We start from the raw sequence: 17,014 nt of genomic DNA, 5'->3' as shown, positions 1-17,014 counted from the left end.
TACGGAAAGCATAGTCTCTGACAGGATAGGTTTGGGGGTCGTTCTCCACAATGAAGTCTGCATAGTAGCAGGGCGTTTTAGCAATTCGAGTTCGTATTTTGGCTTTTCCCTAGTGAAAGGTTAGGCGATAGATCATCCCATCCCCGTTGATGATTAATTGCCTTGTGCTCTTGATACCCGTTGATTGTGAATAGGCGTTTCACCAAAGGGCTGATAAGGAATCGCTCTGGGGGGAAGGGCTGCTGCAAAAAAATAGGCTCCTGTTACATCGATTGGTAGCTTGTCAGGCATCTGAGCATTTCGGTGAATTCTCTCAAGCCTTTTATCTTTTACCGTCCATGCTTGTACGACCAACCAGTCATCGCCAATTTCATCACGACGGGCTTCGACAACCGATGTAGGGATCTGAGGTTTTTGAAGAGGAAGAGACATGTTATGAAGCGGAACCCTTTAATATGAAGCGGAACCCTTTAATTGGACAAGTGGAGAGGAAAGTTAGTTCTGTCGCAAGGATTTTGAAGTGACAAATGAACTGGTCTCGTTTGTGTTGCTTTAAGCCATCACCCCGAAGAGTTCATTGATGAATCTTACTTGAGATACACTGTCCCCTTGATTGATACCTTTCACTTGAAGCAAGGCGAGGGAAGATTGAGCTTCCACACCTCACCGTTTTTGCGACACAATCAAGCAGCTTGATTCGAAGTAACCCAAGAACGATCGTTTCTCAAACAGGATAATTCCAGTCTTTCTTCAGACAACCTTAATGCCAACCATGCTATAAAAATCATGCGCTATACGGCAAAGATGATAAGAATGTTTACCTAGCAGAAAAGCCAGCCACAGGTCGATCAAACAGTCTTTGCGCTTTGACCGAGTTCGAGATGATTCTAAAGTGCAAACAAGGTCAAGCAATGAAATCGACTTGCGCTTACGGGTTTGCAGTTTCTCGATCGCTTCTACAAGTTCAGCGCTCCAATGGTCAAGCTCCTCGCCATGCGCTAAGTGTTTAACTGCATCAAGATCCATGGGTTGAGACGCTGCATTCCGGTCAGGCAATCCCTCTAGCAGCACCGCCGCATCGTCAATCATCGCCTCCTGAATCGCCTGCATCATCTCTGGTTCTGAAACACAACCCAAATCCAAAGCAGATGCAATTGCCCAGTCTCCCTCTAACTGAACGGGTAGTGGCAGTAAAGGAATTGGCTCGATATATTGGTCAAGGTTTACTAGCATTGACTGCCGCACATAGCGATCGAAGAAATCAATTGGCACGATTGGATCTCTCGATTGACTCGCTTGGACTTCTGCCTGGACTCCTTCGATTACACCCACATATTTTGCTTCGACGATCATAGCCAGTCGCAGAATCGCCTCGGACGCCACTTCTAAGACATGACGATCGTCGAGATTGGCAATCGCCGCATCAAATTCTCGCAACAGGTCGAGCAGTTGCGCGTCTTGAGGCGACGCGATCGCATCTTGGAGCGAGTCAAACAGGGGAATTTCGAGTTGGATCACGCGACCCCCACTAAATAGCACGGGCGAATCGGGCAACACTGCGGGTCTCGTCGAAGCTGGGCAGCGAACTTACGGATGCCATACTCTTTGTGCAAAACGCGCAGCATGGACGCAACGTAGGCATCGACGAGCGAAGGAGTCATGCCTTCACAATGAATTGGGGTAATCTCCACAATTTGTGCATTGCCCTTCCACACGGAGCCAGCGATCGCATGAACCGGAGAATCGTATCCAGCTTCGCGATAGACAATCAAAATCGCGTAAGCCAGGTCAGCGTAAGGAGAGTCAATGTTGAAGCGCTCAAGCAGTCGTTCCTGACGCTCGATAACCTGCTTCTGACGGTTGATTTCAGCATTTCGCAGACGTGACCGCTTCGGTGGGCAGACCTTGGGGTTATAGCAGCCGTCCGATGGAATATTGGGATCACGCACAAAATTCTGTGGGTCCGTCTTTGGAGAACCGTGAATTTGGTGCATTTGATCGATGTGGAGTGCTGCACATCGAAGACATTTTGGAGAAGCTTTTCTAGGCATCGCTCTAATTTCGTTGAAGTGCTTAATTAGATTGACCTGCACGTAAGACTTCCGCAGCGGTCAGCTGCAAATTCGGAAACTGTGGCGACAGAATCGGATCATCTCCCACAAAGGGATAGGATTGATACGCTCCGTTCACCAGTTCCAGCACGTTCACTACAGCACGACTCGGATCGATCTGCCAGAGTTCAGGAATCCCTCGCGCTGCATATTCACGAGGCTTTTGTACATAATCGCGCTGATAGTTCTTACTGCTTGGAGATCCGGGTGAAACGACTTCCACAACGAGTCGGGGAGCAGGCATCGAGAGCCGGATAATTTTTTCACCCGACATCAGCGCTCGAATTGATTCTGCGGTATGCACAATAAAGTCTGGTTGTCGTGCACTCACCTCAGAGGATTCCACTTCAATCTGATGTCCAATCACCAATCGAGAGTAAGGAACACCGAGACTTAAAAAAGTGGCAAACAACAGCGATGCAATCATCGGATTGATCGGATCTTCACTTGGCAATTCGACTAACTCCCCATTTACCAATTCGTAGCGCGTCTCCGTTCCGTCGTCGTAGTCGAGATACTCCTCGATCGTCTTAAAGCGTGGCTGGATCTGCGTCATACTGCCCTCCAAATGACGATCATGCGGTAATTCTATCGAATTTTGCCTTTTCGAGCAATCAAAATTTATGTGAAACTGAGTTAAGACTAGACTGATAGAGTTTAGATATCATCGAACTTTTAGCGTTCCTATTTTTATAAATTTTTGATTTCTGTTAAAAAACGCTTTATATAACAGAATAATAACGTAACTACAGATAATGGTTATTATCTGTAGTCTAAGGCGGTGATCGCTGGAATTTTGCTCAAATCCACAGGGTCAAAGGGCAAAAATGGCTAAAATGCTTGTATAGAAAGGGTTGTAGGTAAAAATGATTCAAAATACAGAAGATGAATAAGCCAAAAATTCTCACTGAGCCGTCCTACACCTTCAGCCAGTACGCGACTCTGCCTTACCGAACTGCAGACATTCTGGCTGATTTGGGTTATACGTTTGAGCGATCACGGCAACCGCTTCAAATTCCCCGAAGTTCAACGCCTCATGCAATTGATGAACTAAAGCGCATTCTTGACCGCAATTTGAGACGGATTTCAGCCGTGACCGAAACATCTAAACGAGAAGCGATTATTGCCCCGATTCTGGTGGAAGTTTGTGAAGCAGTGGATAGCTCGCTCGACATTGAATATCCCATTAACGCCGGTCCACTTCTGAAGGGAACACTTGACTATTTGATTGATAAGAACCGTCAGTTACTGGTCACTGAAGCGAAACAGGCTGATCTCGATAAAGGATTCACACAGCTTGCTGTTGAACTAATTGCACTGGACTTATGGCGTGAACCGGAAGGTGAATCGTTGTTTGGAGCTGTTACAACTGGCGAAAGCTGGCGATTTGGGAGATACGATCGCGCACTCAAGCGAGTGGTGCAAGATTCTGTCCTCTATCGGGTTCCAGAAGGATTGGAAACGCTTGTACAACTGTTAGTTGGAATTCTAGAAGCTGCATAAAAGACGTTCAAAGGATAATCAAAAATGCCACTCCTTGATCATTTCCGCCCACCCCTCAGCACCAGACGGCATTGGCATAGCTTCCATAACGCCTGGTCATCCACAATCAAGACCGAGTTAAATCGAATTCTGCCAGAGGGCTATTTTGCGGAAGCAAACGTCCAGTTTGGGATAGAAATTGATGTCGCAGTCCAGGAACAAATTCCTGCCGTGCGCTCGAATGGGACAGGGTCATGGATGCCGAAGGCTCCAACGCTCACCGTTCCATTTCAGCCTACAACTGACACGATCGAAGTTCTAGTCTTTAGCACTCGCGAAGGTCCGATTCTCGTGGGCGCGATCGAACTTGTCTCTCCTGCCAATAAAGATCGCTCAGCTTCAAAAGATGCGTTTGTAGCGAAGTGTGAAACCTATCTCAATCAAGGTATAGGGCTGGTGATTGTCGATGTGGTGACGACACTGAACGCGAATCTGCATGGGGAACTGATGCAGCGCATCGGAATGAAGACAACCCTCTCGTCACTTTATGCCACAGCCTATCGAGCCGTTGACCAAGACGGGAATTCGGTCTTAGAAATCTGGCAGGAAGAACTCTGCGTTGACGCTGACCTTCCCACCCTTCCACTCTGGTTAAAGGACGGCATATGTCTTCCCATTGAATTGGAAAAGACATATGAACAAACTCGAATTGAAAGTCGGTTATGAGAACGAAGATGGAATAGTCTTCGGATGAAATACTGAAAACGTCTTCGAGAAGTCAAATCAAGACGATCGTCAAACGGTACACTAAATTTGTGTTTACGAGAAACTCAAGTTAGATACAACCGAGAGCGATGTCGCAACCGATTCCTGATCCGATTTTTGTGGTTCGTAGTGCTACTGCTCACTCCCCAGTGCCGGCGGTTACACCAACTGCGGATTTGAGAGAGTTTCGCATTGATGAATTTTTGATCGCTCGATCGCTCTCAGAAAACAGCAAGCGAGCCTATCGCCAGGACTTGAAAGCCTTTACCGATTGGACAAACGCACCTTGGGCAATGGTCAGCCCGCGTCTGGTCGCTCAGTTCAAAGAACATCTGCTGCGCGAGAAGAGCGGTCAGCGAGTCCTGTCAGATGCAAGTGTAAGACGAATCTTGGGCACGCTGAAGAACTTCTTCGGCTGGATGACGCGATCTCGCTACCTCGACTTTGACCCCACCCTAGAAATCGAGTTACCTAAGCTGCCAGAGCCAGAAGCAAGAAGTCTGCCAGACCAAGCCGTTGAGGAAATTCTGGCAGCCGCCCTCTCAGAAACCACATTGCCAGAACGCAATCTTGCAATTCTGTTGCTCTTGTTGCATGGACTGCGAGCGAGCGAGGTGTGCAATCTCAACCAGGAAGACTACGACGGAACCAGATTACGAATTCGCAAAGCAAAAGCCGACAGCAAAGGAACCGTTCCGCTCAACCGGGAGGCGAGAGAAGTAATCGATCGCTACCTCGAATGGTGCAGAGGGCAGGGACAAGCGATGAGTCCTGAAAGTCCGATGTTCGTCTCCTATTCTCCGCAAAATGCAGGAGCGCGGCTGACGTATGGCGGCATTCGTACCCTTGTGGACAAGTTGCGTGAACGAACCGGAATCAATTTCACGTCGCATCAAGGAAGGCATACCTTTGCGACGAATCACGTCTTGATGGGCATGAACCCGCACCACATCATGACGATTATGCGGCAGAAGAACCCGATCAACTTCCGCAGGTACACAAAAGCAGCTGAACAAGCAGCGGCAGAGAGCGAGTTTTACAAGTTTGAGAAGTAATTTATCAACTATGGTTCAGGGCGGCATTTTGTTGAAATCTGACGATCTCATATATATGAAGCTCACCTCACCTTTTGAGAGGTGAGGGTGTCTATGCTAAGTTAGAGCTCAGCCCACAAATCACAGAGACAAGCCCAGCTTCTAGGCAAGCGTCCAGAATTTCCACTGGAACGCTTCTCGTAGTCCTTTCGGCTATCGAGCTTAAGCCAACCTCTAGCGGCGATATTGTATGACCCGTTCAGGTCGCAGTTGTAACGCTTCCCGCTAGAAAAAGTTGCTAAAGCGTAATTTTTACCGTCGCGCTTTACCTGTCCTGAACCGTCGTAAGCAAGCTTTGAAGTATAAGCAGCAATCACAGTGATTGTCTTGCCGCCTAACTCAGCCCATTTACGCTCTGTCAGTTCGACAATCAAGCTTTTGAGCCAACCGTGGAACCGTTGTTTCAGGTTAGACCGCTTCTTTCCGCCTTTTGGCTTCCATCCTTTCAGATCCTCAAACACAACCGCATCTGCGCTGTAGCTTTGAGCAATCCGAGTGATGCGTTTAGAAACGATGTGCCCAATCTGCTGATTGATGTTGCGACACCTGCGATAGGTGTGTTTGCAGAATCCTTTACCAAGTTTTCCGCCTTTACCCATCGTTTTCTTTGCTCTTTGAGAAACTGATTTCAGACGCTTATCGCGACGGTCTATGTCTCTTCCAGGGTGAATGAATTCACGATGGATTACAGTACCGTCACGGCTCACCACTGAAACAGTAGCAGTTGTGTTGAGTCCCAAATCAACCGCCACAACTACACCCGCACCTTTCACCCGTTCAGGATGGCACTCAAACGGAACCGACAAATGGCAGGACTTATCGTTCACGATGAGAGACGGGGATTTGATTTGATTCGTCGAAACGGTGTGACGCTCACGCAACGAAACGATTGGCATGGTGATCCAAATCCAATCAGTTCCAGTGAACACCTTGATCTCGACTTGCTCAAATCCATGCAGTTTGAAACACTGCCCTTTGTACAAGGCAGGGTAACAGCCCGCGTCAGAGTTCAGAGTTGGCGGTTTCGCGTCTCTACGATTCCGACTCTGCCCAGATTGCCAATCTCGGTATCGAGTCATGTAGCTACTGACTTGCCCTGCCGCAAACATAATCGCAGCGCGACGTAAGTAGCTTGGGAGTTTGTGAAACGCTCGGTTGATTTGGGGATATTTCGGAGTCGGATTCTTTGCCGTTCCATGCACCAATCTTTCGACGGCAGGAACAAGCTTATCGCTGTTCAGGCTCCCTAAATCAACCCAATGAGTACAGACAACCGTGACCAAGAACCGACACAATCGGCGGTATTCCTGCACAGTGTTGAGCAAATATTGTCTCTGCTCATTGGTCGGTGCAATGCGCCACTTGTCGGTTCTGATGGTTTTGGGCGCTGCTTTTTGTGCCATAGTGCCCTACACTGTGGGCACAGAGTAGAGCCATGACAAGAGCCTTAAGAGCGTTCGCTCATAGTTTTTGCAGCATTCAGATTCATATGGTGTTTGTGACAAAGTATCGCCATCCTGTAATCACTGAGCAGATAGAATCTGACATCATCCAACTAAGTCGAAGTATTTGTGAGAAGAATCGTTCTTATTTGGTAGAAGCAAAGGCAGATTTAGAGATGAAAGATCATATCCATCTGCTTATCGATTTTGCTCCTGATGTTTCAGTCTCAAAGCTTGCAAACACGATGAAAACCGTTACCAGCCGAGAGATTAGAAGGCGCTACACTACAGAATTGAAGCCTTACTATTGGAAACCTGTTTTCTGGAAGCGTGGTTATTGTGCTGTTTCTGGCGGTGGCGCTTCGCTGGATGTTATTAAGTCCTATATCCAGGCTCAGGGCAAAGGTGATTAATCTGGGTGTTCGGCTAACCCCCACTTGTCCCGAGGTGGGGGAGTGCGCCTCACTTGAGGTTCAAACCGTACTTTAAAGTCGCTGTCAGCAGAGCCACTGTTGTCAAGTCCCAAGTATTGCTAGCAGTGCCTACGGCTCACGCGAGTTGTGTTCGCGCCTTGATTGTTATCGAAGTTGCTCCTATTGCTTGAAAAATTTCCATACAGAGCCAAAATCTAAATTTCTTCCTCATGTAGCTCGGTCTGTATGACGTACTGCGATAAAGTTGCTCTAGAGTTTTTATCGCGAAGACAATTACTTTTCTTCAATTTAACATCACAGCTTAATGAGGTTCAACGAAAGCCTAGCTCCTAGCTGCTATCAAATTTAAACTCTACGCTGCATTCGTGATCTTAACTGGCAACTCTTCAAAAGGCACGTTCACCGCAGAGGCGAACTTCACCCATTGTTGAATTGGTAAGGATGGCTCTACTTGCCCTCTCTCCCACTTCCTTAACGTCGATACACAAACACCGATTGCGACTGCCAACTTTTCTTGGGTTAGTCCTGCATCCTCTCGCATTTTGCGTACCCAATGAATTTCGGATTGAGTTGCGATCGTCATGGTTCCACAGATCTCAGCAGGTGTGAACAACACTTAAAAAGTGCCTACACAGATTATCTGTGCATTTCTATTTATATGGCAACTTTTTAAATCTTTTTTGTGATCCACGAGGCTATCCTTACGATATACAGGGACTCTCTGATAGTGGATCATACCGCTACAAAATAACGGTAATTCTTTAAAGTGTACCGGAGCATCTAAGACAAAACCTTAAGATAAGGAAATCTCAGGGCTACTTTTTAGGAGCATACGATTGTTTGAGCAATATGTAACTTGTGAGATATTAGACTCCAACGCTTATAAAGTTGTTGCTTGACAAGTAATAAAAAATTAAAGACTAAGGCGATGTGCAACTTATGAATCAGCATTTAGTCCGCGACTAATCCCTCAAACTGGAGCAATGAGTGGCCCAGCTGCTGATTCAACCAGCAGCAGAGGGTATGCGCCAGAATTTTGCGATTGACGCGACTGGTGAAATGCCAAAGGTCACGAGCGCGAATTCGCTCAAAGTGGAAGCGTTCTGTTACAGCGGTTTCAGATTGAGTGTGCCACAGCAGGGGCATCCTAGCAGCAGTCACAAGGAATGAGCCATGCCTGCTGCTTACTCAGTCGATTTACGTCAACGGATTGTCGAAGCTTACGAAGCCAAAGAAGGCAGTCAACGCCAACTGGCAAAGCGCTTCAAAGTCAGCTTGTCGTTTGTATGCGACTTGATGCGCTACTACCGAGAACAGAAAACGGTGCAGCCTAAACCGCATGGCGGTGGAGCCGTGGCTAAAATCGGCGAGAAGGAGCAAGCGCTGATTGCTGAGTGGTTGAAACAGCAACCCGATTTGGTGTTGTGGGAATTGTGTGAGCGCTTGGAAAAAGACTGCTCTATCCAAGTCGGCATCTCGACGATGTGGCGAGCGTTGGAGCAGATGAACCTGAGCGTCAAAAAAAACATTTAGCGCCACCGAAGCCGAAACGGAGCGTGTGCAAGATTTGCGGTTTGCCTTTCGGCATTGGACATTCAGTATCGACCTTCGCAATCTAGTATTTGTCGATGAAGCTGGGGTTCACTTGGGCATGACCCGCCTTAACGGTCGCGCTGCTAGGGGCGAACGGGTTCATGATGTACGTCCGCGCAATGTTGGACAAAATATCTCATTGATTGGAGCAATCGGGCTAGAAGGGCTAATTGCAACGATGACGATTCTGGGCAGCGTGAATACTGATGTCTTTGTGACCTATCTGCTTGAGGTGTTGATTCCGCAACTCTGGGTTGGAGCCATTGTGGTCATGGATAATTTGCCTGTGCATCATGCTGAGCGAGTTCAACAGGCGATTGAATCTGCTGGAGCCAAACTCGTCTTCCTGCCACCCTATTCTCCAGACTTATCTTCCATTGAACTTTGCTGGTCAAAACTGAAGCAACTGCTTCGCTCGGCTAAGCCACGATCGTTGGAAGCGCTCAACCAAGCTTTGACTGAAATTGTGGCTAAGAAAATCTCGGAAGACGATGCGATCTCTTGGTTTGCACACTGTGGCTTATTCATTTAGAAACCGCTGTAATTGGGCATTGACCGTTTCAATCAATCAACTCACGGTTTGCAATTGCCGGACAACAGCAAAAGACCGAGTTTCGGTCATGTTATGGCGCAGTAGCGTTTGCAAATCCAGGTCAACCTGGGCAAGTGCGGTTTGCAAGGGTTGGCTGAGATAGCCTTTGTCCCCAATCAGTAAGACGTGAATCGCTTGGGTTGTCTCCTACAATGCTTCACGCTCGTCGCTATTGGCAGGGGTAATCGTAAAGTCAGTAATCACGCCATTCAGGCTGATACTTAAGTGCCCCCGAAAGCCATAGAACGATTCGTCTTTTGCCGCACAGTAGCCAAATGCAGCAATCCCTTGAAAGTATCGCACGTCACTTCGAGGCAAGCCCAGTTTGTCGAGAGTGGGCAATGCGCGATTACGCAAAGCGCTGTTTCTCCCGGCGATGGCAGCGAAGCGCTTCAACCCGCTTGGCGCAGCGATGCGGAAGTTGTTACATCCGGCGTATGGGGTGCTGAAGTCCGGTCGCCTGTTTGACCCTAATTTTGCCGCTCCGACCGCTTGACTTCCAACACAGTATTTACGCAGCAATAGACCGCGATGATGAATTCCTCGATAGAATACATGCGTCTCACCTGCTTTTGTTGTTTTTGTATCAAAAGCTTAAGGGTGAGGCTTTCTTTTTCTCATCTAAAAGTTGCACATCGCCTAGACTAACGCAGTAATCCCTCTAGTTCATTGAGCAATTTCTCTAGCTTTTGTCGCTTCTTGGCATCTTCCCAGACTTTAGCTCGCTTGATTTGTTTAGGAATGCTCAAAAGCCTTTGAGGGAGGTCAAGCGGTTTTTGCTCATGTTGTGTATCTTTTTGAGATTGCAGCGTTGACTTTACTTTAGAGCGAATTTTGTCTAGCGATAATCCTTGCTCGACAACCTCTTGTGTTAGCCGCATTCGCAATTCTCTTGCTGCACCTTCTTCTAGATCTAGAGTTTTGCCAGAAATTCTTTTCAACTCAAGTACTTTACTTCCTGCTAGCCCTTCAGTCCGAATTACAGATTGCAAATCTTCTGGCAGGTTCAGCAATGGAAACACATTGCTGTTGATAGAAACTGGATTAAGCTGTTTACTTAGAATGACTTCTAGAATGAGCCGCTCTGACTCTAAGTTGCAAACTCTTTGAATCCAGTCCTGCTGAGTGCTTCGATCTGCGATCGCAATGTCTTCCAGTTCTGCAATCTCGCCGGATCGTCGTAACCGCTGAATAATCCCATTCAGAAGGCTCGGAATTGAGTCGATTTGTTCCTTCAATTGCGGTTGACGCATGACCATGAGCTTGACCAAACCGTTAGCAAGATCAAAAGGATGGAGTTTCTCAGATTGCAGACTGGTTGTAAGTTGACGATCGAAGATTGCAGCCTTATCTAAATTGTCTAGAGCGTCTTGCGTTAAGAAAACGGCTCGCAGTGTCGTCAGATTTGCTTTTGGTGCAGAACGCCAGCGCAGTTCACCGTCGAACAACTTGTACCAACCCTCAGCTTGAGGAATCAGAATAATTGGAGAATGCTGTCCTTCCTCACATAAGCTCTTAGCACGAGCCTGAATGACAGTCGGCGGGAAAACAGTCCTAGGCTGATCTGGGTCAGGCTGAATTTGATCAAGTGCAATAAGATGTTCTCCGCCCTGTTGAGCGAGTTGCTGACCTAATTCCTGAATCTGAGCTTCTAATGCCGTTTTTACGTCTAAATTGAGTTCTTGCGCTCTGAGTCTTCGCAACTCATCTTCTAACTCCTCTACCTTATCTTGAAGTTGTAGCACTTCCTGATTTTGAGACGCAGATGCAAACATTTGAGAAATTGAAGCGGGTTTCTTAGCAGGCATAAATCTACTCCGTAATTAATTTTTCTACAGCATCGATAACAGGACGAAAGTCTTCGATAAAAGGGCAACTAGGGCGATATAGATGCAGCGGTAGCCCCGCACCTGAGGCCCAGAGATAATAGCTAGATTCACGAATGAGCGGGAAACACCGAATACCCATTTGTTCAATTTGAAAAGGCAAGGTTTCTTCAGGAGGAATTTTCTTATTTGGCTTGCCCTGTTTCGTTAAGCCTAAAAGATTGCGATGAATCGCCTCTTCTCCAATATCGACTCGTGACGGTACGAATCCCAGAATTTCTGGGCGGGGTTTTAGACGCAGTTCTCGAATCTTCTCGTTGTACCAATTGAGCAAGTCAACAAATGAGCCAGTGTCTTTGTATTCGGGCTTAATGGGAGCAAGTAAATGGGTACAGGCAGCTAAAGCGAGTAAGCCCATTGTGTCGAGTGAAGCAGGAGTATCTAAGATAATCAAATCGCTGTCTAAGGGGTGGTCTTCCAGGCGATCTGCCAGAGTTTGGGATTTACGCTCGGAATTATTAATCTCCGTAACGCTTTCTCGTAATGGAGCACCCCCTTGAATTGCCCAAACATTTGGAACATGTTCTGACCATAACGGCACAAAGGGATATTCGCCATTGAAGTCTTTTTTCAAGACTGCTGAGAGCGATCGCTCAGGTGTCGATCGAGGAAGTCTCGCAAACGTCTGAATTGAGCCATTACTGTCTAGCTCCATCAGTGTCACCTTGTAGCCTTTTGCCCCAATCCCGTAGGCAAGATGTACTGCCGTTGTGGTCTTTCCGCTCCCGCCTGCGTTGCTGAGGATAGCAAGGCGGATTTGTCGCTTCGCTGCCTTTTTCTTCATTCCAATACAAGCCTTTCTGAATTGCACTTGCGACACTAACGTTAGTGTCGCTTGATAATGTTTAAGCCTGACACTAACGTTAGTGTCGCTTAGAATTTTACTGGTAGTTTGTTGATTTGAGTTGCAAGGTTGAAATCTTTTTAACGCTTCAACCTATTTTTTCATCTGCTCTAAGCGCTCCTGTTCTTCGCGTAGCCACTGCTTGAGTGTGGCTTCTGACGGGAGGGCAATGAGATAACGAGAGACAAATAGTTGATTGTCGAGTCCCGTAGTTGCGTATCGAACCGTTTCTGCATCGCGATCGGCACACAGAATTAGCCCAACTGGAGGATTTTCGTTTGGGTAAGCAACATTTTCTTTAAGGTAATTGAGGTAGAAGTTCATTTGTCCAGCATAGTCATGTCTGAATTTGCCAAGCTTAAGATCGATTGCGATTAGGCACTGGAGCGCACGGTGGTAAAACAGAAGATCCAAAAAATGATGCTCACTTTCAACTGTCATACGAAACTGCCGCTCAACAAAGCAAAAGTCTCGTCCTAATTCCTGCATAAATTCCTGAAGATGATCGATTAGGGCTTGCTCTAAATCAGTTTCGGTATAGGTAGGACGTTCTGCTAACCCTAAAAATTCCAGAATGTATGGGTCTCGAATCAGGGTTCGGGGTGTGTCAATCAGTTGCCCTTGTTGGGAGAGGGTGAGAACTGCGGCTTTGTCTTTGGATAATCCAACTCGCTCATAAAGCATATTATTCATCTGCCGCTTCATTTCGCGAAGTGACCAATTACTTTTTACAGTTTCCAATTCGTAGAAAGCTCGTTTGAGGCGATCGCTAATTCGAGACAGTTCCAAGAGATGCGACCAAGATAGAGTAGTGAAAAGTTTTTGATAATACTCTGCGTTCTGCCAGGGTAAGGGCGGCTCCGTTTGAGCACGATCGCACAATGACGAAAACAATAAAAGCTCTGCTAGCGGAATTTCGATGGAGGCAGATTCTGCCTCAGTACTGTCTGCTCTCAATTCACCAGACACCGTCTGGTGAATCTCAGTTGGTGTGAGTCTAGCAAAGGACATTAGTGTAGGTAAAATCGCTTCCTCTGCGAGATGAGGATAGGCAAGGGCGAACTGTCGAAAATTTCTTAGATTGCTGACAGCAAGACCTGAAATGCTGCGTTTCTTCAGATCTTTCGCTAATGTTTCGATTAATTGGGTACCATAGGCGGCACGATCGACCCCATTTTGTTCGTACTCGATAATGTAAGCGCCAATCAACCAGTTCCGAAGGGTGAGCGTCTGGTTAATTGCGCGAGCGACGGCAATTTGGCTGAAGCGATTAATGTAATTAATTCCAGCTAAAAGGCGATCGTACTCCACACCTGAAATCCTTCAATATGCTAGATTCAATCAATCCAGACGATATTACCATGCCGCTTTCTTGTGCTTCTGATTCGCTTCCGACCCAGAGTAACACAGCATGGTGGAGGCACAAAAACGGCAGTCTGAAGACTGCTTGATTGAGTTAACGACAGACTGGATTGAAATAATATTAGGGCAATCAAAATTCTAAGAATTGTCTACTCTGTTTGCCATCGCCCATCTTGGGCAAAAGCGAACGTGCATGTGTCTCAATAGCTTAATCGGATCGTATGGAGCTATCAAAGCCTTTCAAATTCAGTTCTGCCCATGTGATTGCTTCTACTATCAGAATTGGGTCGCCTGAATTGAGAAATCCTTGCATTTTGGCAATGAGTTTAGAACTGTAAGGCTTACACTCGCTTTGTGATTGAGCAGCTTGAAAAGCCTCCTGTCCTGCCTCTGCTTGTGTCTGCAAGATTGCGAGTGCTTGCTGGATTCCTTGCAGCCGATTCATGGGGTCAGAATCGTCCTGTTTAGGGGAATTACCATCTAAACGAGCTAGATTTGGACTTCCTGAATCGCTAAGATTATTACTAGAAGCGTGATTACTATCTAGAGCAGGTAATAAGCTTGTAGCATTTTCTTCAATTTTTAGAGCGGGTTCTGCTCTGGATTGAGTATCTTTTTCCTCAAATTCTTTGGAAGTTTCATCAATTTGAATGAGATAGTTTGGATGCCAAAGATCTCGATGACGATAAAGTGAGCCTCCACCAATTTGATAATTCAACAAGGCTTTAAACCGAGCAGTGGCATTAGAAGGTAATGTTCCAGAGTCTAAAAGATCAGCGATCGCACTTCTAATCCGATCGCGTGTTGCCTCCAATCGCTGTTGGTTCCAAGTCGGAGCCTTCTCGATTGCAGCATCTAGTGATTGAGAAGAAGCTTTGAACTTTCCGCTTTGATCGCCGTAGCGAAAATAGTGACTGTTCTCGATACACCTTGCCCATTCTTCTGCACGGTGTTCGATCTCATGTTGATGGTTACACCAGTCTTGGTATCCGGGTAGTGAGCGCGCAGTTTCAACAATGTTTTCGACTAGAGCGGCTCCTCTCAAGGGTTGTCCGCCCCATAAGACGTGATGAAAAATGTACGATCGCATTGTGATTCTTCCGAGTAATCGATTAGTTTGCCCGGCTCCTGTCCAGCCGAGTTCAATCTCAGCATTCAAATCATTGAGAAACTTATCTGCTTTCCCAGAAATACGAAAGCATTTACGCCTCGCTTGTTTGAGGATTTGCTTCAGGAGTTTTGTGTTCAGATCATTTCGGTGTTGAGCACACTGCCACTGTTGAACGAAATTCTGTTCAGTACTCCAGACTGGTTCAAACTGCTCGTTTAATAAATATGAGCCAGTTTGTAGAGGAAGGCGATGAGCGTTGAAAAGACTCGGCTTACTCTCTACTAAATAGGGTTTAGGGTTTGGAAACGCTTCAAGTTGTCCAGGGCATAGCTTAAATCCAGCGTTTTCAAGCAGAGTAGAGATTGCGATCGCAAGTTGCCAGGAACTCTGTCCAGTTGAAAATGGGAAATACAGATGTAACCCACCGCTGTAGCTCGAAGTACAAGCGAGATAACTTACAAGCCCAAGTGGTTCTAGTGCTGCAACAATTCGACTGATTGCAAATGGATCATGATTTGGATGGTAGGTACTTTCGGCATCAATATCTAGTAGGCAGTATCGAGTTTCTGCACCAAACCGAACACCATAGAGATAACTTCCCTGACAAATAATGCGATCGCTTAAAGAATGACGTGTTTCTGTTTTCCACTCAACTGCCTCGGTGGGATGAGAATGTTCAGCCCAGATATAGTCATAGCGATGCGGAAATAACTTGAGAAACGAGTTATTCCATTCTCTAACGGACTGAAACGGTTGAGTAATAGTTACGCTGACGATAGTACATTCCTCCGATTTTGATGCCCTAAACTAGCAATCACGATTTCAAAGGGCTGTAACCTTCACTTGATCCTGATCATTTAAATGATCAGATTTGTAACTAAAGGCTGTATCTCTTACTGGAGAGGGCTTTGAAGAATCTCAATGTAACTTTTGAGATCTTCGAGTCGTATTTTTGGACTGAGCCTGGGGTATTTCTGGAACGAGCCGAGGGTGTTTCTTTGTAACCATCAGAATGGTTTGAGCGTGGGTAGACGTTCGCAAGAACAGTTTGCAGGGTTACGAAATCGCGCTACTGATCGTTGTTCTAATGAAGGTGTAATGCAATCGTCTCAATGGTTTTATGCACTTGGTGATGTAACTTTCGGAGCCAACCCGCAGAACTTTTAATTCAGGTTGTAACCTTTAGGACACACCAGGGGTATTGAATGCAATTGATTCAAAGGGTGTAACCATATAGCTCAACCTAGGGCATTTGTGAGAAGCCAAGAAGATTGCCTGTAACTATTTGGCTTAACTTGGGGCGTTTTCGAGTGGTTAAATGTAACTATTGGGATGAAGTTAGGGAATTTATCTCAATGCGATCGTAACTGTAACCATTGGAGTGAACCAGGGGCATTGATCAATAGTTGCTCTGTAACCTTTGAGCTTAACCTGGGGAATTCTAAGGGTTTCAACGATATTTGGATCACCCCAATTTGTAACTATTGGGATGAACGCTAGGTATTTGAACCATCATGTTTCCAATTGGATCGAAAAGAAGTTACAAGGTTGAGCGGAAAGCTTGTATGTTGAGAAGTAGACTGGAAACAGTTGAGGCAATCCGGTGAATCTGAGTCGAAGGCAACGTCAAATCGCAGACTGCAAGATTTCCTGTAACCGTTGCTGATCATCAGGCGTGATGTTGCGCCGCCCGGTTTCGACAAGTTTGACCCAACTGGTGCTTTTTCCTAGTTTGGTTGCCAAAACGCTCTGCGTCATTCCTCTCGTTAGCCGAAGTGATTTCAACTGTTCGCCGGATTCGATCTTGGCAGCAGAATTGCTGGTGTCGGACAGCGTTTTAGAAGCTTTTGAAAGAAGCTTGCGCTCGGATTTGCGGGGCTTCGAGGGTGTGGATGCGGGCGTTAGAGCGAAGGGAGGAGCTAAGGGGGAGTTTGTGTCTTTCAGTTCTTCAAATTTCCGCGAAATAACTTCTGGAGGTTGCACAAGCACCCGTGCGGTCAGAAGCTGCTCGAAGCCACCGTAAGGACGTTTGACTAAATCGGTTAAGCGATCGCCCTCCGATCGCATCGCGTCGTTTAACCAGAATTCCGCTGCCTGCTCTGGATCATCTGGAATTTCAGCCAAAGGCAGCAAATTGGGCAACTCAGGCAGATACTGAGGTGGATAGGTTGCAAGGTCGAACACACAACTGGTTGCGGGTTTTGTTTGAAAGCTGATGTGAAATCTTGAACAACGAGGACAGATCGAGCTTTCAAAGGAAAAGCACGATCGTTTTTGGTCGTTTCTTTGCTGCTTTTG

Annotated in this window: 19 protein-coding genes and 1 pseudogene; 7 read left to right on the top strand and 13 right to left on the bottom strand. The window is 46.6% G+C overall.

Going from position 1 to position 17,014, the window contains the following annotated elements:
* Window positions 1–153: 153 nt before the first annotated feature.
* The 4 genes from NC981_RS23430 to NC981_RS23415 all read right to left on the bottom strand — a co-directional run bounded on the left by NC981_RS23430 (window position 154) and on the right by NC981_RS23415 (window position 2,667).
* A complete protein-coding gene (locus NC981_RS23430) occupies window positions 154–432 on the bottom strand; it encodes a hypothetical protein (RefSeq protein ID WP_348245211.1) in 279 nt (92 codons plus the stop codon).
* A gap of 318 nt (window positions 433–750) precedes the next feature.
* Window positions 751–1,554: a hypothetical protein gene (locus tag NC981_RS23425; protein ID WP_348245209.1), complete on the bottom strand. Its 804-nt coding sequence runs from the start codon at window positions 1,552–1,554 to the stop codon at window positions 751–753.
* A complete protein-coding gene (locus NC981_RS23420; protein ID WP_348245207.1) occupies window positions 1,515–2,051 on the bottom strand; it encodes a hypothetical protein in 537 nt (178 codons plus the stop codon). The genes NC981_RS23425 and NC981_RS23420 overlap by 40 nt, the downstream gene beginning before the upstream one ends.
* A 22-nt stretch (window positions 2,052–2,073) precedes the next feature.
* A complete protein-coding gene (locus NC981_RS23415; protein ID WP_348245205.1) occupies window positions 2,074–2,667 on the bottom strand; it encodes a Uma2 family endonuclease in 594 nt (197 codons plus the stop codon).
* Window positions 2,668–2,996: 329 nt separating this feature from the next.
* Between NC981_RS23415 and NC981_RS23410 the strand changes: the two genes are divergently transcribed.
* The 3 genes from NC981_RS23410 (at window position 2,997) to NC981_RS23400 (ending at window position 5,413) form a co-directional block, all read left to right on the top strand.
* A complete protein-coding gene (locus tag NC981_RS23410) occupies window positions 2,997–3,614 on the top strand; it encodes a hypothetical protein (RefSeq protein WP_348245203.1) in 618 nt (205 codons plus the stop codon).
* Window positions 3,615–3,638: 24 nt separating this feature from the next.
* Window positions 3,639–4,319 (top strand): DUF4058 family protein, encoded by a 681-nt coding sequence (locus tag NC981_RS23405; RefSeq protein WP_348245201.1) that lies wholly within the window; start codon window positions 3,639–3,641, stop codon window positions 4,317–4,319.
* 128 nt (window positions 4,320–4,447) lie between these two features.
* Window positions 4,448–5,413 carry a tyrosine-type recombinase/integrase gene (locus NC981_RS23400; RefSeq protein WP_348245199.1) on the top strand — a complete coding sequence of 322 codons (966 nt, stop codon included), beginning with the start codon at window positions 4,448–4,450 and terminating at the stop codon, window positions 5,411–5,413.
* Window positions 5,414–5,514: 101 nt separating this feature from the next.
* On the opposite strand, the gene NC981_RS23395 is transcribed toward NC981_RS23400, so the two are convergent.
* A complete protein-coding gene (locus tag NC981_RS23395; protein WP_348245197.1) occupies window positions 5,515–6,855 on the bottom strand; it encodes an IS200/IS605 family accessory protein TnpB-related protein in 1,341 nt (446 codons plus the stop codon).
* A gap of 32 nt (window positions 6,856–6,887) precedes the next feature.
* Here NC981_RS23395 and tnpA point away from each other — a divergent pair, with 32 nt between their 5' ends.
* Complete coding sequence (tnpA, locus tag NC981_RS23390) at window positions 6,888–7,307, top strand: IS200/IS605 family transposase (RefSeq protein WP_348245195.1); 420 nt, start codon at window positions 6,888–6,890, stop codon at window positions 7,305–7,307.
* Window positions 7,308–7,680: 373 nt separating this feature from the next.
* Here the strand turns inward: tnpA and NC981_RS23385 are convergent, their stop codons facing one another.
* Entirely contained in the window at window positions 7,681–7,944 is a 264-nt protein-coding gene (locus NC981_RS23385; protein WP_348245193.1) for a helix-turn-helix transcriptional regulator, read from the bottom strand.
* Window positions 7,945–8,279: 335 nt separating this feature from the next.
* Window positions 8,280–8,432: pseudogene (locus NC981_RS23380) on the bottom strand (IS982 family transposase); the annotation flags it as partial.
* A 69-nt stretch (window positions 8,433–8,501) separates the two neighbouring features.
* Here NC981_RS23380 and NC981_RS23375 point away from each other — a divergent pair.
* Both NC981_RS23375 and NC981_RS23370 read left to right on the top strand, forming a co-directional pair.
* Window positions 8,502–8,861, top strand: coding sequence for a transposase (locus NC981_RS23375; protein WP_348245191.1), 360 nt, complete (start codon window positions 8,502–8,504; stop codon window positions 8,859–8,861).
* A gap of 25 nt (window positions 8,862–8,886) precedes the next feature.
* Window positions 8,887–9,453, top strand: a complete 567-nt coding sequence (locus tag NC981_RS23370) for an IS630 family transposase (RefSeq protein ID WP_348245189.1) — start codon at window positions 8,887–8,889, stop codon at window positions 9,451–9,453.
* A 207-nt stretch (window positions 9,454–9,660) separates the two neighbouring features.
* Here NC981_RS23370 and NC981_RS23365 read toward each other — a convergent pair whose 3' ends face one another.
* The gene (locus NC981_RS23365; protein WP_348245187.1) at window positions 9,661–9,816 is read right to left on the bottom strand and encodes a hypothetical protein; all 156 of its coding nucleotides are present in this window, start codon (window positions 9,814–9,816) and stop codon (window positions 9,661–9,663) included.
* A 22-nt stretch (window positions 9,817–9,838) separates the two neighbouring features.
* Between NC981_RS23365 and NC981_RS23360 the strand changes: the two genes are divergently transcribed.
* The gene (locus NC981_RS23360; protein WP_348245185.1) at window positions 9,839–10,009 is read left to right on the top strand and encodes a hypothetical protein; all 171 of its coding nucleotides are present in this window, start codon (window positions 9,839–9,841) and stop codon (window positions 10,007–10,009) included.
* 148 nt (window positions 10,010–10,157) lie between these two features.
* Here NC981_RS23360 and NC981_RS23355 read toward each other — a convergent pair whose 3' ends face one another.
* The 5 genes from NC981_RS23355 to NC981_RS23335 all read right to left on the bottom strand — a co-directional run.
* The gene (locus NC981_RS23355; protein ID WP_348245183.1) at window positions 10,158–11,321 is read right to left on the bottom strand and encodes a ParB N-terminal domain-containing protein; all 1,164 of its coding nucleotides are present in this window, start codon (window positions 11,319–11,321) and stop codon (window positions 10,158–10,160) included.
* 4 nt (window positions 11,322–11,325) lie between these two features.
* Window positions 11,326–12,183, bottom strand: a complete 858-nt coding sequence (locus NC981_RS23350) for a ParA family protein (protein WP_348245181.1) — start codon at window positions 12,181–12,183, stop codon at window positions 11,326–11,328.
* Window positions 12,184–12,336: 153 nt separating this feature from the next.
* On the bottom strand, window positions 12,337–13,554 hold the full coding sequence (locus NC981_RS23345) for a PDDEXK nuclease domain-containing protein (RefSeq protein ID WP_348245179.1): 1,218 nt from the start codon (window positions 13,552–13,554) through the stop codon (window positions 12,337–12,339).
* A 259-nt stretch (window positions 13,555–13,813) separates the two neighbouring features.
* Window positions 13,814–14,764 carry a hypothetical protein gene (locus NC981_RS23340; RefSeq protein ID WP_348245177.1) on the bottom strand — a complete coding sequence of 317 codons (951 nt, stop codon included), beginning with the start codon at window positions 14,762–14,764 and terminating at the stop codon, window positions 13,814–13,816.
* 1,578 nt (window positions 14,765–16,342) lie between these two features.
* On the bottom strand, window positions 16,343–17,014 hold a 672-nt coding region (locus tag NC981_RS23335), incomplete at its 5' end, for a helix-turn-helix transcriptional regulator (RefSeq protein WP_348245175.1).

The sequence above is a fragment of the Leptolyngbya sp. DQ-M1 genome, from assembly GCF_039962505.1.
Classification (GTDB): Bacteria; Cyanobacteriota; Cyanobacteriia; order Leptolyngbyales; family Leptolyngbyaceae; genus Leptolyngbya.
Note: the sequence above shows the minus strand (reverse complement) of the source record. Positions and strands in the feature narration are given on the sequence as shown.

What these genes read in the sequence shown, in the direction of transcription:
- NC981_RS23430 (WP_348245211.1), bottom strand. Translation starts at nt 432, where the DNA reads ATGTCTCTTCCTCTTCAAAAACCTCAGATCCCTACATCGGTTGTCGAA.
- NC981_RS23420 (WP_348245207.1), bottom strand. Translation starts at nt 2,051, where the DNA reads ATGCCTAGAAAAGCTTCTCCAAAATGTCTTCGATGTGCAGCACTCCAC.
- NC981_RS23415 (WP_348245205.1), bottom strand. Translation starts at nt 2,667, where the DNA reads ATGACGCAGATCCAGCCACGCTTTAAGACGATCGAGGAGTATCTCGAC.
- NC981_RS23410 (WP_348245203.1), top strand. Translation starts at nt 2,997, where the DNA reads ATGAATAAGCCAAAAATTCTCACTGAGCCGTCCTACACCTTCAGCCAG.
- NC981_RS23405 (WP_348245201.1), top strand. Translation starts at nt 3,639, where the DNA reads ATGCCACTCCTTGATCATTTCCGCCCACCCCTCAGCACCAGACGGCAT.
- NC981_RS23400 (WP_348245199.1), top strand. Translation starts at nt 4,448, where the DNA reads ATGTCGCAACCGATTCCTGATCCGATTTTTGTGGTTCGTAGTGCTACT.
- NC981_RS23395 (WP_348245197.1), bottom strand. Translation starts at nt 6,855, where the DNA reads ATGGCACAAAAAGCAGCGCCCAAAACCATCAGAACCGACAAGTGGCGC.
- tnpA (WP_348245195.1), top strand. Translation starts at nt 6,888, where the DNA reads ATGACAAGAGCCTTAAGAGCGTTCGCTCATAGTTTTTGCAGCATTCAG.
- NC981_RS23375 (WP_348245191.1), top strand. Translation starts at nt 8,502, where the DNA reads ATGCCTGCTGCTTACTCAGTCGATTTACGTCAACGGATTGTCGAAGCT.
- NC981_RS23355 (WP_348245183.1), bottom strand. Translation starts at nt 11,321, where the DNA reads ATGCCTGCTAAGAAACCCGCTTCAATTTCTCAAATGTTTGCATCTGCG.
- NC981_RS23350 (WP_348245181.1), bottom strand. Translation starts at nt 12,183, where the DNA reads ATGAAGAAAAAGGCAGCGAAGCGACAAATCCGCCTTGCTATCCTCAGC.